Annotated in this window: 24 protein-coding genes; 22 read left to right on the top strand and 2 right to left on the bottom strand. The window is 34.3% G+C overall.

Features of this window, described 5'->3' with window-relative positions; genetic code table 11:
- Positions 1-3: 3 nt before the first annotated feature.
- The 20 genes from KFO40_RS15880 (at position 4) to KFO40_RS15785 (ending at position 10,106) form a co-directional block, all read left to right on the top strand.
- On the top strand, positions 4-630 hold the full coding sequence (locus tag KFO40_RS15880; RefSeq protein ID WP_196071623.1) for a hypothetical protein: 627 nt from the start codon (positions 4-6) through the stop codon (positions 628-630).
- Complete coding sequence (locus tag KFO40_RS15875; RefSeq protein WP_196071622.1) at positions 627-2,264, top strand: DNA cytosine methyltransferase; 1,638 nt, start codon at positions 627-629, stop codon at positions 2,262-2,264. The genes KFO40_RS15880 and KFO40_RS15875 overlap by 4 nt, the downstream gene beginning before the upstream one ends.
- Positions 2,265-2,279: 15 nt before the next feature.
- Positions 2,280-2,498, top strand: coding sequence for a hypothetical protein (locus KFO40_RS15870; protein ID WP_055268813.1), 219 nt, complete (start codon positions 2,280-2,282; stop codon positions 2,496-2,498).
- Between the two features lie 9 nt (positions 2,499-2,507).
- Positions 2,508-2,684 (top strand): hypothetical protein, encoded by a 177-nt coding sequence (locus tag KFO40_RS15865; RefSeq protein ID WP_165861919.1) that lies wholly within the window; start codon positions 2,508-2,510, stop codon positions 2,682-2,684.
- A gap of 20 nt (positions 2,685-2,704) precedes the next feature.
- On the top strand, positions 2,705-3,400 hold the full coding sequence (locus tag KFO40_RS15860) for a class I SAM-dependent methyltransferase (RefSeq protein WP_196071621.1): 696 nt from the start codon (positions 2,705-2,707) through the stop codon (positions 3,398-3,400).
- A 248-nt stretch (positions 3,401-3,648) separates the two neighbouring features.
- Positions 3,649-3,840 carry a hypothetical protein gene (locus KFO40_RS15855; protein WP_070612561.1) on the top strand — a complete coding sequence of 64 codons (192 nt, stop codon included), beginning with the start codon at positions 3,649-3,651 and terminating at the stop codon, positions 3,838-3,840.
- A gap of 1 nt (position 3,841) precedes the next feature.
- Positions 3,842-4,045 carry a hypothetical protein gene (locus tag KFO40_RS15850; protein ID WP_115484596.1) on the top strand — a complete coding sequence of 68 codons (204 nt, stop codon included), beginning with the start codon at positions 3,842-3,844 and terminating at the stop codon, positions 4,043-4,045.
- A gap of 18 nt (positions 4,046-4,063) precedes the next feature.
- The gene (locus KFO40_RS25735) at positions 4,064-4,513 is read left to right on the top strand and encodes a YopX family protein (RefSeq protein WP_225721028.1); all 450 of its coding nucleotides are present in this window, start codon (positions 4,064-4,066) and stop codon (positions 4,511-4,513) included.
- A 2-nt stretch (positions 4,514-4,515) separates the two neighbouring features.
- Positions 4,516-5,169, top strand: a complete 654-nt coding sequence (locus KFO40_RS15840) for a hypothetical protein (RefSeq protein ID WP_196071620.1) — start codon at positions 4,516-4,518, stop codon at positions 5,167-5,169.
- Positions 5,170-5,182: 13 nt separating this feature from the next.
- Positions 5,183-5,494: a hypothetical protein gene (locus tag KFO40_RS15835; RefSeq protein ID WP_141409270.1), complete on the top strand. Its 312-nt coding sequence runs from the start codon at positions 5,183-5,185 to the stop codon at positions 5,492-5,494.
- Positions 5,495-5,513: 19 nt separating this feature from the next.
- The gene (locus KFO40_RS15830; RefSeq protein WP_032555586.1) at positions 5,514-5,699 is read left to right on the top strand and encodes a hypothetical protein; all 186 of its coding nucleotides are present in this window, start codon (positions 5,514-5,516) and stop codon (positions 5,697-5,699) included.
- A gap of 251 nt (positions 5,700-5,950) precedes the next feature.
- Positions 5,951-6,340, top strand: coding sequence for a hypothetical protein (locus KFO40_RS15825; protein ID WP_115484599.1), 390 nt, complete (start codon positions 5,951-5,953; stop codon positions 6,338-6,340).
- Positions 6,341-6,580: 240 nt separating this feature from the next.
- Positions 6,581-6,718 carry a hypothetical protein gene (locus KFO40_RS15820; protein ID WP_165360465.1) on the top strand — a complete coding sequence of 46 codons (138 nt, stop codon included), beginning with the start codon at positions 6,581-6,583 and terminating at the stop codon, positions 6,716-6,718.
- A gap of 236 nt (positions 6,719-6,954) precedes the next feature.
- Positions 6,955-7,365: a hypothetical protein gene (locus KFO40_RS15815; protein ID WP_008768618.1), complete on the top strand. Its 411-nt coding sequence runs from the start codon at positions 6,955-6,957 to the stop codon at positions 7,363-7,365.
- Between the two features lie 43 nt (positions 7,366-7,408).
- A complete protein-coding gene (locus KFO40_RS15810; RefSeq protein ID WP_225472613.1) occupies positions 7,409-7,549 on the top strand; it encodes a hypothetical protein in 141 nt (46 codons plus the stop codon).
- Positions 7,550-7,556: 7 nt separating this feature from the next.
- On the top strand, positions 7,557-7,991 hold the full coding sequence (locus tag KFO40_RS15805; RefSeq protein WP_141409269.1) for a hypothetical protein: 435 nt from the start codon (positions 7,557-7,559) through the stop codon (positions 7,989-7,991).
- A gap of 648 nt (positions 7,992-8,639) precedes the next feature.
- Complete coding sequence (locus KFO40_RS15800) at positions 8,640-8,879, top strand: hypothetical protein (RefSeq protein WP_055268819.1); 240 nt, start codon at positions 8,640-8,642, stop codon at positions 8,877-8,879.
- A 61-nt stretch (positions 8,880-8,940) separates the two neighbouring features.
- A complete protein-coding gene (locus tag KFO40_RS15795; RefSeq protein WP_138335713.1) occupies positions 8,941-9,357 on the top strand; it encodes a helix-turn-helix domain-containing protein in 417 nt (138 codons plus the stop codon).
- A 5-nt stretch (positions 9,358-9,362) separates the two neighbouring features.
- Positions 9,363-9,626 (top strand): hypothetical protein, encoded by a 264-nt coding sequence (locus KFO40_RS15790; protein ID WP_055268821.1) that lies wholly within the window; start codon positions 9,363-9,365, stop codon positions 9,624-9,626.
- Positions 9,627-9,734: 108 nt separating this feature from the next.
- Positions 9,735-10,106: a hypothetical protein gene (locus KFO40_RS15785; protein WP_032555593.1), complete on the top strand. Its 372-nt coding sequence runs from the start codon at positions 9,735-9,737 to the stop codon at positions 10,104-10,106.
- Here KFO40_RS15785 and KFO40_RS15780 read toward each other — a convergent pair.
- Positions 10,103-10,351, bottom strand: a complete 249-nt coding sequence (locus KFO40_RS15780) for a hypothetical protein (protein ID WP_032555595.1) — start codon at positions 10,349-10,351, stop codon at positions 10,103-10,105. The genes KFO40_RS15785 and KFO40_RS15780 overlap by 4 nt on opposite strands.
- 150 nt (positions 10,352-10,501) lie before the next feature.
- Here KFO40_RS15780 and KFO40_RS15775 point away from each other — a divergent pair, with 150 nt between their 5' ends.
- Positions 10,502-10,846 carry a hypothetical protein gene (locus KFO40_RS15775; RefSeq protein ID WP_008768621.1) on the top strand — a complete coding sequence of 115 codons (345 nt, stop codon included), beginning with the start codon at positions 10,502-10,504 and terminating at the stop codon, positions 10,844-10,846.
- Here KFO40_RS15775 and KFO40_RS15770 read toward each other — a convergent pair.
- Positions 10,843-11,097 (bottom strand): hypothetical protein, encoded by a 255-nt coding sequence (locus tag KFO40_RS15770; protein WP_032555596.1) that lies wholly within the window; start codon positions 11,095-11,097, stop codon positions 10,843-10,845. The two genes, KFO40_RS15775 and KFO40_RS15770, sit on opposite strands and share 4 nt — an antisense overlap.
- A gap of 224 nt (positions 11,098-11,321) precedes the next feature.
- On the opposite strand from KFO40_RS15770, the gene KFO40_RS15765 reads away from it, so the two are divergent.
- Positions 11,322-11,975, top strand: a complete 654-nt coding sequence (locus KFO40_RS15765) for a hypothetical protein (protein WP_008768622.1) — start codon at positions 11,322-11,324, stop codon at positions 11,973-11,975.
- Positions 11,976-12,079: the final 104 nt, after the last annotated feature.

Genomic DNA, 12,079 nt, shown 5'->3' with positions numbered 1-12,079 from the left:
AATATGAATAAATATTATTTTGTAAATATAGGTGCGGAGGTAATATGGCATCCTGTAAATAGTGACGAGCAGAAAGTTATGCAAATATGTACCTCTGTTTCTTATCCTGTTGAGAATGATACATTAGTTTCTCTAATTTTTTCTGATAAAAGGGGGAGCGTAAAAGTAAAGGCCAGCGAATTAACTCCCAAATTGACTGACTTCAATCAAGGGTACTGGTGTGCACTTCAAGATGCAGTAAGTAATGGTGCCTCTGATACGGTTATTCAGGAAATGCTACGCAGTGCCGGATTTACATACTGGGAATGTTACTGGCATATACAAAATTCTGATTTTCAGTCAGAAAAAATATGGTCGATTATTCGTGGAATGTTTTGCCAAAATCCAGATTATATTGATTGGAATGGTGCTGATTATCCAATAAAAACAGTAGTAATCTTAGAAAACACTCCTGATGAAGAAAAGGTGACTGTATCTGTCGAGAGATTAGCGCGACAATTATTAGATGATATGGGTAATTGGAGTACACGAGAAGCAGAATCTGTAGATGAACAGATTTATTTCTATCTGGATGAAGAGACCTTTAACATGCCTGATGAAGATATTGTAGAATACTTGGAAAAACAATGAAATTACTTTATATAGATTTATTTTGTGGTGCCGGTGGAACCAGCACAGGGGTAGAAAAAGCCCGTTTAGAGAATGAACAATGTGCTAAGGTAATAGCATGTGTAAATCATGATAAAAATGCGATTGCAAGTCATGCTGCTAATCATCCGGACGCTCTTCATTTTACAGAAGATATTCGTACACTAAATTTATCTCCTTTAGTTTCCCATCTACAAAAATGCAGAGCTGAATACCCTGAAGCATTGATAGTTTTATGGGCTTCGTTGGAATGTACTAATTTCTCGAAAGCTAAAGGTGGTCAACCACGAGATGCAGATAGTAGAACACTTGCAGAGCACTTGTTTCGGTATATTGAGGCTATTAACCCAGACTATATTCAAATTGAGAATGTAGAAGAGTTTATGTCATGGGGAGATTTGGATGAGTACGGTAAACCTATTAGTCGTGATAAAGGTAAATCTTATTTGAGATGGCTGGATAACGTAAGGTCTTATGGCTACAAATTTGAGCATAAAATATTAAATTCAGCAGACTATGGAGCTTACACTTCTAGGAAGAGATTTTTCGGAATATTTGCGAAAGGGAGTTTACCTATTGTTTTTCCAGAGCAAACCCATTCTAAAAAGCCAGACCAAAAATTAAAGAACTGGAAGGCAGTACGAGATGTGTTAGACTTTGATGATGAAGGAAAAAGTATTTTTGGTCGCAAAACACCTTTAGTAGATTCTTCTTTATTAAGAATTTATGCAGGACTTATTAAGTTTGTAGCAGGTGGAAAAGATGCCTTCATGGTTAAGTATAACTCAATGAGTAAAGCTGGAAAGTACAATGCTCCGGGAGTTGATGATCCATGTCCAGTAATATCTACTCAAAATCGACTTGGGGTTGCTTGCATAAATCGTTTAAATATCCTAACCGGAAAAGCATTTATTTCTGTTCATTATGGAAATGGATTTTGTAAATCTGTAGATGAACCAGCACCAACCGTAACAACAAAAGACCGATTTTCATTAATTTCTTCTGTGTTTATTGACCAACAATACGGAAACAGTAAACCTTCTTCGCTGGATAAACCACTAGGATGTATTACTGTTAATCCCAAATATAGCCTTGTAAGCTGTAAACCCTGGATTTTAGATACAAATTTTAAGAATGTTGGCACAAGTATAAATCAACCGGCACCAGTAATTACTGCAAACCGTAAATGGCATTACTTGATGAATCCTCAATTTAATTCTGCTGGCGGATCAGTAGATAAACCTTGTTTTACGTTAATCGCTAGAATGGATAAGATGCCACCATATTTGATTGAAGCATCTGGAGAGGGAGAGCTACCTGGCTTTATTAAGATGTTTCCAGAAGGATTGGTATATGAGATATATGACACAGACAGTGATGTAATGAAGAAAATAAAGGAATTCATGGCCATGTATGGAATTTCCGACATAAAAATGAGAATGCTAACGATTCCAGAGTTGAAACGTATTATGGGATTCCCAGAAGATTATATGCTAATAGGAACAAAAGCAGAACAGAAAAAGTATATAGGAAACGCCGTAGAAGTTAATATGGCACGAGTTCTTTGTGAGGCATTATGTAAAATATTAGTAACAACGCAACGTAAGGTTGCATAATTCAACAACAATAATATGGAAAATTTAAAATTTAATGTTGGGGATAATGTGAAAATTGTCTCTAATGATTTGCAACCGGCAATGGTTGGTAAAATTGGTCGAGTAAAGAAAGTGTATCCGTCATTTTCTGAAGATTCAGATAACAATATTCAGCCTTCTTACTTTTATCGCGTTGAAGTTGGAGGAGCTGTTTTAAAAGGAATTGCAGCAAGCAGTGATCTGGAAAAAGTATAGAAATATGATATGAAAAAATACCGAGTGACGATTGATCTGGATGCTTTTGAAATAGTGGTTTCGGCTAATAATAAAGCCGAAGCCAAAAGAAAAGCTATCGAGAGACTTCAAAGAAAGAAGATCACTTCCCTGATTCGTAAATCTTGGCCTGACAATAAGAAAGAGGTGTATGTTGATGAGGAATAATTTGAGAATCAAAAGGAGATATGAGCAAAGATAATATTACAGAGTCTGTGAATACATGGGATAATTTCTATCAAAGTCGTGTCTGTAACGACAGTTATGTGAATGTCTTTTGTGAAAAATATAACCGGTTTATAGAAGAAATAATTATCAATATACAACAAATATCCTACGACCTGAAAGCACCCCTTATCTTAAAGGAGGAAGGATGTGGAATAGGTACTGTAAGCCTTGCTATTTCGCAAATAGGAGAGAGGTTGTTTAATTCTTTTGGATTAACAGGTGCTTCTGATGCAAAGAAAATTTCAAAAGTTATCTTCTCGGACATCAATATTCCTATGTTGGAGCTATGTTGCAAGAACACACTCTCAATATCCACGGATAATTACTTAGGAAAAGTCCCATTGTTTTATGTTAAAGAGAATATTTGTGAACCTAAGTTTTTTGAATCATCTACAGTAGTGGTAACACATGGGGTCTTGGAACATTTTTCTGATGTAGATATAACAAGAATCATGTCAACATATAATAATGATAAGGTTTTGTTTCAAGCTCATTATGTTCCAACTAGCCAATACACATCTCCTTCTTTTGGAGACGAACGTTTGCTGCCTATAGATTACTGGATCACATTAGTAAAACCGGATTATTATCTTCTTGATAATGATGGTAAAGATTTGTATATGTTTAAAACTAAACCGGCACCGACAAGAAGATAAAAGAGTCTATAAATGATAAATTTTGAGAACATGGCAACTAATGTTAATAATGCGGAAAGATTAAGAAGTTATTTTCTTTCTCACAAACAAAGGGAAAATATTATCAATGTATGTAGAGCACGCCCAAATTGGGACGGTTGTGACTATTGCGACTTATATTCAGGTTCAGGACTTCCATGTTGGAAGCAAGATGATAAACATAATTGTTGCAAATTAGAGGAAGTCAAAACAAAAAACAAGGAGGATAAATGAATGTACTTGAACATTATGTAACCGAGATTATCGGTGAGCCATATTATGATGATTATGGTAGTGGAAATTATCATTGGTGGCTGAAAGTGAAAGCTTTATGTTATGGAAGCGAGTGCGAAACAACTTTAATGTTTGATAGTAAAGAAGAAGCTCTTGCTATCAAAAAGGGTTATACGTTCTTATCTTAATATGAGTGAAATAGAATTTAGGATAGCAGAGATATTGGGACGGTCTGCGATTGAAAATGATATGGAAGTCCCAAAAGATGTTCAACAGTTGGCACAAGCTACAAGATATTTAGCAACGCAACTTAGAATAATTTGCAAAACAGAGATCGGTGATGAAAAAATAGCTGATGTTATATTGAAGCAAGCTATTGATATTTTGAAGTAAAACAAAATAGTAATGAATATGAGAACAATAAAATTCAGAGGTAAAAACTTATATAATAACGAATGGATATTTGGTGACTTGATTCAGTACGAAAGTGGTGAAATGGCTATTTTCAGCAAGAAACTTTCCCAATATGGATACGAAGCTACTGAAATGTTTAATAGAAGTAAGGTCATTCCCGAAACCGTAGGTCAATTCACCGGGCTACTTGACAAAAACGGAAAAGAAATATATGAAGGGGATATTGTTGAATGGTTATTCTTTTCCCATGGCTGTTATGGAGAACAAGAGCACTATTTGAAAGGTTGTATAGAATGGCATCAAGGTGGGTTTATTTTCAATGTTACAGAAAATGATTCTGAAAATGCTGGTTTTTATGCAATTAGTGATTTGAATACAGATACAGAAAGTGATGTTAAAATATTAGGCAACATCTACGATAATCCATATTTAATCAAGGAGGAATAATCATGAAGAAAATAATGTTTAACGATAAATTTGGCTTAACCCAAGCCGTATTAGATGGTCGAAAGACTATGACGAGAAGAATAATCAAATGTCCAAGAACTTTTAGGGGAGAATGGGTCGCAGGATTCAATATACACAGACGCCATTCTGACAAAAAGATTGTTGATTGGCCTTGTATGTACGATGCAGATGAAAGAGAGTTTGATATGGGCGAGATATTGCCGAAATATAAACTTGGTGAAGTTGTTGCCATTGCGCAAAGCTACAAGGATGTTGACCGATTTCATAGAAAGGGGAAAAATGCGGATTACTTAGAATACTTGGATTCTATATTGCCTGAACTGAAATTATATCCCGGTTGGGGAAATAAGATGTTTGTTAAAGCCGACCTAATGCCCCACCATATCAAAATTACCGGGATCAAGGTTGAACGCCTACAGGACATTAGCGATGAAGATTGCTTGAAAGAGGGGATTATTCATGTGTCAACTTTTCTTGGACAAAAAATATATCATACCCCACATGTAAACGGATCTTACTTGTCAACGAACGTAGCCCAAGAAGCTTTTGCCTACTTGATAGACAAAGTATCCGGCAAAGGTACATGGGAAGAAAACCCATTTGTGTGGGTGTATGAATTTAAGCTGTTTGACTAATAACAGAATAGAAATGAAGATAAGAATAGGAAAATCTTTTGATAAAGAAACAAATGAAGTCTTTTATCAGCTACAATTTAAATTGGATGGAGAACGGACCTATAACGCATATTCTTATGATGTTTTTAAAGAGGAATCTGACGCAAAAGAAGCTCTTAAAAAACATCTAAATGGTGAACGTGAATACACTTATTTTGTGAGTGCTGAAAAAGTTAAAAGAACAATTAAAGGAAATCGCGTAGATGTGAAAAAGGTGTTGGCATTTCATGTAATGTCAGCTAAATCAGATTTACCCGGTTCTCGTATTTGGGTGAAAATTAACTAATAAAAAGATAGTAATTAATATGGGAACATTTATTTTTAGACTATGCATTGATAATACACTTTGCTTAGTTACCGCTTTTGATAAAATAGAAGCAGAACACATGTTGGAGAAAAACAAAGGCATCATCTCAAAGGCCGAGTATTATTTTGTTGGGGTAACGAGCGGGGTGATTACTATTAGTAAAGATGGAAATTTAACTTATTAAATATCGTAAATGAGTAAAAAGAGAATTACAGATGACCGTAAACAGCTTTTAATACGGTATAAGATAGATGAAAAAGGATGTGTCTCTTTTATAGACCCCTGCTGCGATGAAATTCCAGTTTGCCTTTTCGGTAAGATAATGGAAGCTATATCAAATGTAGAACAAGAATGGAATTGTAGAATTGCTAATAAAGTCGACTCTCTTCTGCCTAATATTACATTCGAGAAACCAACACTCAGATAAGAATAAATATGAAATTCTGTGATTTACCGATTGATACTCGACAACGATTAAATTGCGAACGATTGAATTTACATAATCGTTCAATCAACAGTGCATACGAGGTGTTATTGTATAATCAACTTGGTACTCGTTATTTTCATGCAAGACGTCATCAAAATTCGTGGTATGATGATAAAGGTAACTATATGCCGTTTGGAGGTGGTTCTGAATGGACGCTGCAATATGGATGTATAGGTTTCTCTCGTAAGAAGCAAGTAATGGGTTACGATTATGTATTATGTCGTGGCAAGACCTATTCTAAGTCTGCAAATGGGACAATTATTCCAGCTGCTGTAAAAACAAAGAAGGAAGTTTTGAGTATAGCAAAAGCGATTGGAATATTGAAAACATTGGTTTAATTAAAGTTGATATACAATATGGGTAAAACAAAAATTAATGAAATAAAGAAGTGTGTACAATGTCCGCATTGTACAATTCTTCCAGACCCAGAACCGTATGATTGGTTTTGTGACGATGACGTAAAACTCTTCTGTGAAAAATTAAAAAGGACAGTAGCCGCTGCACTTCGACCCTACGAAAGTGACGAAGTTGATATTCCCAGTGATTGTCCTCTGGAATAAAATATAATAATAAGAAATATGAACGAAACATTGGAACAACAAATTAAACGTCTGGAATTCTGTCGTGATTGCATTGACCAGTCTTATAAAGCTGGGAGAGATGAATACAATCGCCTTGAACGGATGATTGAAGAATTGAAAGAAAAACAAAAATAAGAAAACACATAGAAGAAAGAAATGATTATGGAAGTAAATAATGGAATAATAATTAATGGAGTTTTGCATGAGTTTGTCATACCGAGCGAATCCCCTTGTTTAGAGTGTTCTTTAAAGAATGAGTGTGGTACTTATTTAGGTGATAGGTTGTATTCAGATCCATGCGATGTTTTTAATTCATGTAGTGGAATATTTGTAATACGTGCCAAAGTAAAGATAGAAACGGAGGATTAACTATGGGATTTACAACACCTGTGTTTATACTCAAAAACACACCGGAGCTTCGAGATAAGTTAGTTCGTTTAGGGTATAAAATAGGATATGAAAGGTATATAAACGATGATTTTTTAGCGACAGACAATGATGAGATGTTTGGAATTGATGTTCCATATCCTCCTGAACAATGTAATGGGTATATTCATTGCGGAACTAATGAGGCTTTGTTCCTTGCCATAGCCGCATTGAGAGACGATACTGACGATTCACAATGGTTTGTATATCCTCCTGAAAATATTTGGTTTATATGCGATGACGATGACATCAATTATGCACGAGAAAATATTAAAGATAGTGTACAGGCGGCATGGTTCCATTGTAGTCATAAGGCAACGGTGAAAGAGCTTATAGAACATTTTAAATCTGTTTAGAGAAATGAGTTATGATTTTTTAGGAGACATAGATCGAATAGGCATGGATACCTACAAGCAAGGTGAAGAAGATGCCAAGAAAAGAGCTATAGAAATTCTGGCTTCTGTTTTAGAGAATTGGGTACATGGTGGTGATGCAGACTGTATCATTGCCGAATTTGAAGAAGAACTAATGAAAAAATGATAACGATATGGCACAGTTTACAACACAAGTTGCAACAAGCATAGAGCAGTCGCAACAATTAATAGAGCTAGGTGTAAAACCTGAAACAGCAGATTTGGTATATCGCTGTACAAAATCAAGCACTGATTCATTGGAATGGGAACTACAATTGTGTCCACCATCACTGGAAAACATAGACAACAATGACATTCCAGCATGGAGCTTGGTCCGGTTACTTGAACTGCTTCCTTATGAGATTCCTTGCGACAAACCAAATGTTCTTCACCATCCAGAATTGATTAAGTATGAGGCTGGATATAACTTCTCCGTATGTAGATATACCGTAGATTGTTTTGCCGGTACCCATATCGAGAACAGCCCTTTTGACAGTTGTGTGTCTATGATTAAGTGGCTTATTGCAAAAGGGTATTTTAGTAAAGAATATTTGTCTAATACAGATTAAAAAAGAAACGAGGATACCTGTCACGTATCCTCGGAAAGACTAGTCTTTTAGCGATAATGACACGGTAGTCTTCTGCAATGTTCTGTCACGTGTTCCCATTTACCAAACCGAAATCTGTAATAGGAACGAACATGCACAGGTTTATCGCCACAACACTGGACTGTTTTGCAGTTTTGAGACAGAGCCTCATTCTAACAGTTCTAAAAAGAATGAGGTTGTCTATTAAATATGTTAAACATATTTCTTAACCCTAAGTTTGCCCTCTGATTTGGTTTATATATCAAAGATGCTGAAAGGGGTTACAAATATACAACATTTAATTTTTTGATAGAGAATATGAATAAAATTAGCATGTGTGAAACTAAATAAAAAGGAGTGCGATATTCCGCACTCCAGCTAAGATAAAAATAATCAATTGTAAGAGGTCTTGCCTCGCTTGACCACCCGTGCAAATTTTGTGATAGCCTTGATTAAGGCTGCTGATTGTCGTAATACTTGGGCAATAGCATACAGAACAATAGCAACCCTTACCTCTTGGTAATCAACGGAATTTGCCATTAAAAGAGTAGCCAACATGATATTCATTATCATAGTTGGCTACAAATTTAATAATAATGTGTATAATCGAATATAATCGTATTTAAATAAATGAACAAAGAAAGGAAAGGTAGATTCAACGATGTTATTAGTTCCCTGGAAGAAGCGAAGGGAGAACTGGAGGACATCTTAAATGAAGAACAAGACTCTTACGATTCTCTCCCAGATGGATTACAAATGTCTTCCAGAGGAGAAAAGATGCAGGACTACATCTGCTTGATGGAGGACTGTATAAGCAAGATAGATGAGGTCGTTGGGTTTGTGGAGGAGAAAATAATAAGGAAAAAATAAGTATTATTTGTGTATATCAAATGCATTGCTTATTTTTGTTGTAGTATTAAATTATAAGAACATGAATAGACAAGAATTTTGCCAAATAATTGCAGATATACGAAAGCAATCTACCATTAAAATGAAAGATGTTTGTTTTCAAATGGGGGTTATGCCTACTGCTATATATCGTTTAGAAAAAGGAAGTAGCAATTTTGAGATGGGGAATATGATGTCGTATATTAAAGCACTACAGCATATTCTTGTAATTGAGAACGGCCAACATTCATATCGTATAAATGATGCACAAGAATTAGGAAGTATATTAGCATTAATTCGTAAAGAAAAAGCAATTTCACAGAGAGCTTTGGCTGAAAAAACTGGTTTTGTGTATTCTACAATAGTTAAAATTGAATCTAAAAAATCAATTATTAGTATAGACACAATGCTTAAAATAGTAGATGTTTTGGGCTATACAGTTAAAATAGAAAAAAAATAATTGCTATGGTTGCGTTCATTTGTGTTATTATTTGGATTATTATAATGTTGGTACTAATGTTTCCATTTGGGTTATTAGAGAATCCCCAAAAACGGTTGTCAAAAGGAAATAGTGCGATAGTTATTATAGTAGGAGCAGGCAGTGCCATTTTATTGGACTATATGTATAACGAACATTATGAATTACTGTATAAGTTTTTCTTAGCTATTGGGGTAATTGGTGTCGTTATTTATGCTTTGGGTATATCGTTTTTTAGAACTAAAAGATGATTGTCTGGTAATAAGAGCTGGCATATTATTTATGATTTCAATACCTTTTTCATAACCGTATTTCTTCTTTTTTTTCTATTCTATAGAAAACAATTTTAAGAAGATAGTATGGAAAAAGAGTTGCATACAAACGAAAGTAACAATATAGATATACATTCAACTTCTTTAGAAAGAAAACTTTCATTGGCGTTGCATAAAAGATACCCCGTTATATGGGCAGCAGATAATATTCAGGAATTGGTATTAGATGATAAAGCAACAGTTGAGAATGTATATGACGTACTGGCAGAAATCGAGGATAAGTGCGTGCATTTATCAAAACTCATAAATATAGAATTTAATCCTTCCAATGTTCAGAAATTGGAAGAGGAATATGGGGTACAAATTTCTGAACATTGGAAAAATTACGCTCTAAATGTAATAAATAATTTTGCAGGAGAGGTGCTTGCTTTTGCGATGCAGGCTTCTTCTGTGCGTTAGTCTTCTGGATAGAAAGCAGGTTTATGTCGGTCGTTGATATACATTATTACAACTTTTATAGCTTCTTCTACATGATATTCGGGAATACCGTTCTTGAAAGTTGAAAAAAGTTGTCTATTGGCAGAAAGATAGGTGCAACACCCATCCCAAATACGTGTTGCGATATAAGAGTCGTTTTCATGGTTGATTCGTCTTCCAATAACTTTACTTAACAATTCAATTTGCTCTTTTTCTTTTATGTTCATAGTATCAATTGTTTTTAATCACAAATATATAAAATCATTGATAATTGAGCACAATTGTGGTTAATAAATTTTTCAAAATAAATCCAATAACATAACCATTCCCCTTTTTTCATTCTATTCTATAGAAAATAATAAAGAATATGGAAGAATATGGAAGAACCTAAAAATGCAAAATTATTTTTGGCATTAAAAAGTAGATATGCCTTACACAATACCGACCGTTTGGTAGAGTTCATATTGGATGATCAGAAGACATCTTTTGACTTTATTACTGAAATTATTCCCCAAATAGAAGAAGAGAATAAAAAAGCTCCTAAACTTTTCAAGGTAACTGTTGATACAGACATTCTGGAAAGGTTACGTGCAAAACAAACATGTAAGGGGAAATACCCCCTTAATGATGCGAATATAGCAAATGAAGTAAGGCTGATAGAAGTATATCTAGCAGATAAGGTTTGGGACCTTGTTGGACTAGCCTATATGGACCAACGCTAAAATTCTATTATATTTCCAGCTATTTTAGGGTTATCAATCATTTTCTGAGATAATTCTAACGCTTTATCAATATGATATTGAGGAATTCCATGTCGGCAAGATTCAAAAAAAACTTGCGGACATGTGGAAACGTATGTTTGGCACCCAACCCAAATTCTCTCTTTTTCATAAGGGGTTACTTCAGGGCCAAAAGCTCTTGTTACAAATTTTACTAATAACTCAATGAGGTCTTGCTTTTCTTTTGTATTCATTGTATCATCAATTGGTTTGATTGCAAAAATACACCAATATCATAACTATTTTTCTGTTTTTCTTATCTAAGCTAATCCTATTAGAATAAATGCTGCAACAAATTTGTAATTAAAAAATAAATTATTACCTTTACCAGACAAATTGGAAATGATTTTGTACATTGAACAATCCTGTTAATTATGTCAGTCTGTGTAATTAATTCATAATAAAAATAAAATAAGCTATGTACCCACACGATAATATTTTTAGTATTTATTACAATATAGGGAAACGAACTCCATTCTTGGTTAAACGATGTGAGTTAGGATTAGCACGTTCATCCAGCGAGGAAAGACGTATTGATCCAAATCAAGATAGAACCTTCTTAGTCGAAACTGTAAAGCCGCGTGGCAAATATGGTAAGGCTTATGGCAAGTGTTTTGTAAATGGTAAGCCTGATGATACATATAGGCAGGAATGTTATCCAAATATCAAAGACGAAGAAATCCCTTGCGCTGGATGTGGAGAATGGGTTTTGATTGATGTTCCCGGTGTATCGCTTAATGAAATATTTCCCATTCATAAAGCGGATGAAATACTTATGTTTGGTAAATATAAGGGGAAAACTTTTGGTGACATTTATAAGATAGATTATCAATATCTTCATTGGCTAGAAAAAACAGACAGGCTTTTCAAAGTTGATTTTGAGGAACTTAAACAATTATATCCAGATGTCGAAAAACAGGAAGATATATCTATTGCAGACCAAGTAATTGATTTTGGGAAATATAAGGGACAAAAGTTTCGTGACATTAAAGATGATATTTCTTATCTTGAATGGCTTGTCTCAATAGACAAAATATCTATTGAAGATTTTGAGTTGTTGTCCACGATATAATACCATACAGTTTTGGCTATAAACACTTTTAACACACATATTTATATGAATAAATTTTTATGCTCTCTTGTATTTGTGCTTTCTTTTTCTTCAGTCCATGCACA

Origin of the sequence: Bacteroides sp. 1001302B_160321_D4 (genome assembly GCF_015667765.1) — a bacterium.
Classification (GTDB): Bacteria; Bacteroidota; Bacteroidia; order Bacteroidales; family Bacteroidaceae; genus Bacteroides; species Bacteroides xylanisolvens.
The sequence above is the reverse complement of the archived record's forward strand: the minus strand, read 5'-3'. Positions and strand labels throughout refer to the sequence as shown.

Excerpts from the sequence above, each read along its gene's own strand:
- KFO40_RS25735 (WP_225721028.1), top strand. The coding sequence starts at position 4,064 with ATGAGAACAATAAAATTCAGAGGTAAAAACTTATATAATAACGAATGG.
- KFO40_RS15790 (WP_055268821.1), top strand. The coding sequence starts at position 9,363 with ATGGTTGCGTTCATTTGTGTTATTATTTGGATTATTATAATGTTGGTA.
- KFO40_RS15780 (WP_032555595.1), bottom strand. The coding sequence starts at position 10,351 with ATGAACATAAAAGAAAAAGAGCAAATTGAATTGTTAAGTAAAGTTATT.
- KFO40_RS15770 (WP_032555596.1), bottom strand. The coding sequence starts at position 11,097 with ATGAATACAAAAGAAAAGCAAGACCTCATTGAGTTATTAGTAAAATTT.
- KFO40_RS15830 (WP_032555586.1), top strand. The coding sequence starts at position 5,514 with ATGGGAACATTTATTTTTAGACTATGCATTGATAATACACTTTGCTTA.
- KFO40_RS15870 (WP_055268813.1), top strand. The coding sequence starts at position 2,280 with ATGGAAAATTTAAAATTTAATGTTGGGGATAATGTGAAAATTGTCTCT.
- KFO40_RS15805 (WP_141409269.1), top strand. The coding sequence starts at position 7,557 with ATGGCACAGTTTACAACACAAGTTGCAACAAGCATAGAGCAGTCGCAA.
- KFO40_RS15835 (WP_141409270.1), top strand. The coding sequence starts at position 5,183 with ATGAAGATAAGAATAGGAAAATCTTTTGATAAAGAAACAAATGAAGTC.
- KFO40_RS15875 (WP_196071622.1), top strand. The coding sequence starts at position 627 with ATGAAATTACTTTATATAGATTTATTTTGTGGTGCCGGTGGAACCAGC.
- KFO40_RS15880 (WP_196071623.1), top strand. The coding sequence starts at position 4 with ATGAATAAATATTATTTTGTAAATATAGGTGCGGAGGTAATATGGCAT.
- KFO40_RS15820 (WP_165360465.1), top strand. The coding sequence starts at position 6,581 with ATGAACGAAACATTGGAACAACAAATTAAACGTCTGGAATTCTGTCGT.
- KFO40_RS15775 (WP_008768621.1), top strand. The coding sequence starts at position 10,502 with ATGGAAGAACCTAAAAATGCAAAATTATTTTTGGCATTAAAAAGTAGA.
- KFO40_RS15795 (WP_138335713.1), top strand. The coding sequence starts at position 8,941 with ATGAATAGACAAGAATTTTGCCAAATAATTGCAGATATACGAAAGCAA.
- KFO40_RS15860 (WP_196071621.1), top strand. The coding sequence starts at position 2,705 with ATGAGCAAAGATAATATTACAGAGTCTGTGAATACATGGGATAATTTC.
- KFO40_RS15815 (WP_008768618.1), top strand. The coding sequence starts at position 6,955 with ATGGGATTTACAACACCTGTGTTTATACTCAAAAACACACCGGAGCTT.
- KFO40_RS15825 (WP_115484599.1), top strand. The coding sequence starts at position 5,951 with ATGAAATTCTGTGATTTACCGATTGATACTCGACAACGATTAAATTGC.
- KFO40_RS15850 (WP_115484596.1), top strand. The coding sequence starts at position 3,842 with ATGAGTGAAATAGAATTTAGGATAGCAGAGATATTGGGACGGTCTGCG.
- KFO40_RS15800 (WP_055268819.1), top strand. The coding sequence starts at position 8,640 with ATGAACAAAGAAAGGAAAGGTAGATTCAACGATGTTATTAGTTCCCTG.
- KFO40_RS15785 (WP_032555593.1), top strand. The coding sequence starts at position 9,735 with ATGGAAAAAGAGTTGCATACAAACGAAAGTAACAATATAGATATACAT.
- KFO40_RS15765 (WP_008768622.1), top strand. The coding sequence starts at position 11,322 with ATGTACCCACACGATAATATTTTTAGTATTTATTACAATATAGGGAAA.
- KFO40_RS15840 (WP_196071620.1), top strand. The coding sequence starts at position 4,516 with ATGAAGAAAATAATGTTTAACGATAAATTTGGCTTAACCCAAGCCGTA.
- KFO40_RS15865 (WP_165861919.1), top strand. The coding sequence starts at position 2,508 with ATGAAAAAATACCGAGTGACGATTGATCTGGATGCTTTTGAAATAGTG.
- KFO40_RS15855 (WP_070612561.1), top strand. The coding sequence starts at position 3,649 with ATGAATGTACTTGAACATTATGTAACCGAGATTATCGGTGAGCCATAT.
- KFO40_RS15810 (WP_225472613.1), top strand. The coding sequence starts at position 7,409 with ATGGATACCTACAAGCAAGGTGAAGAAGATGCCAAGAAAAGAGCTATA.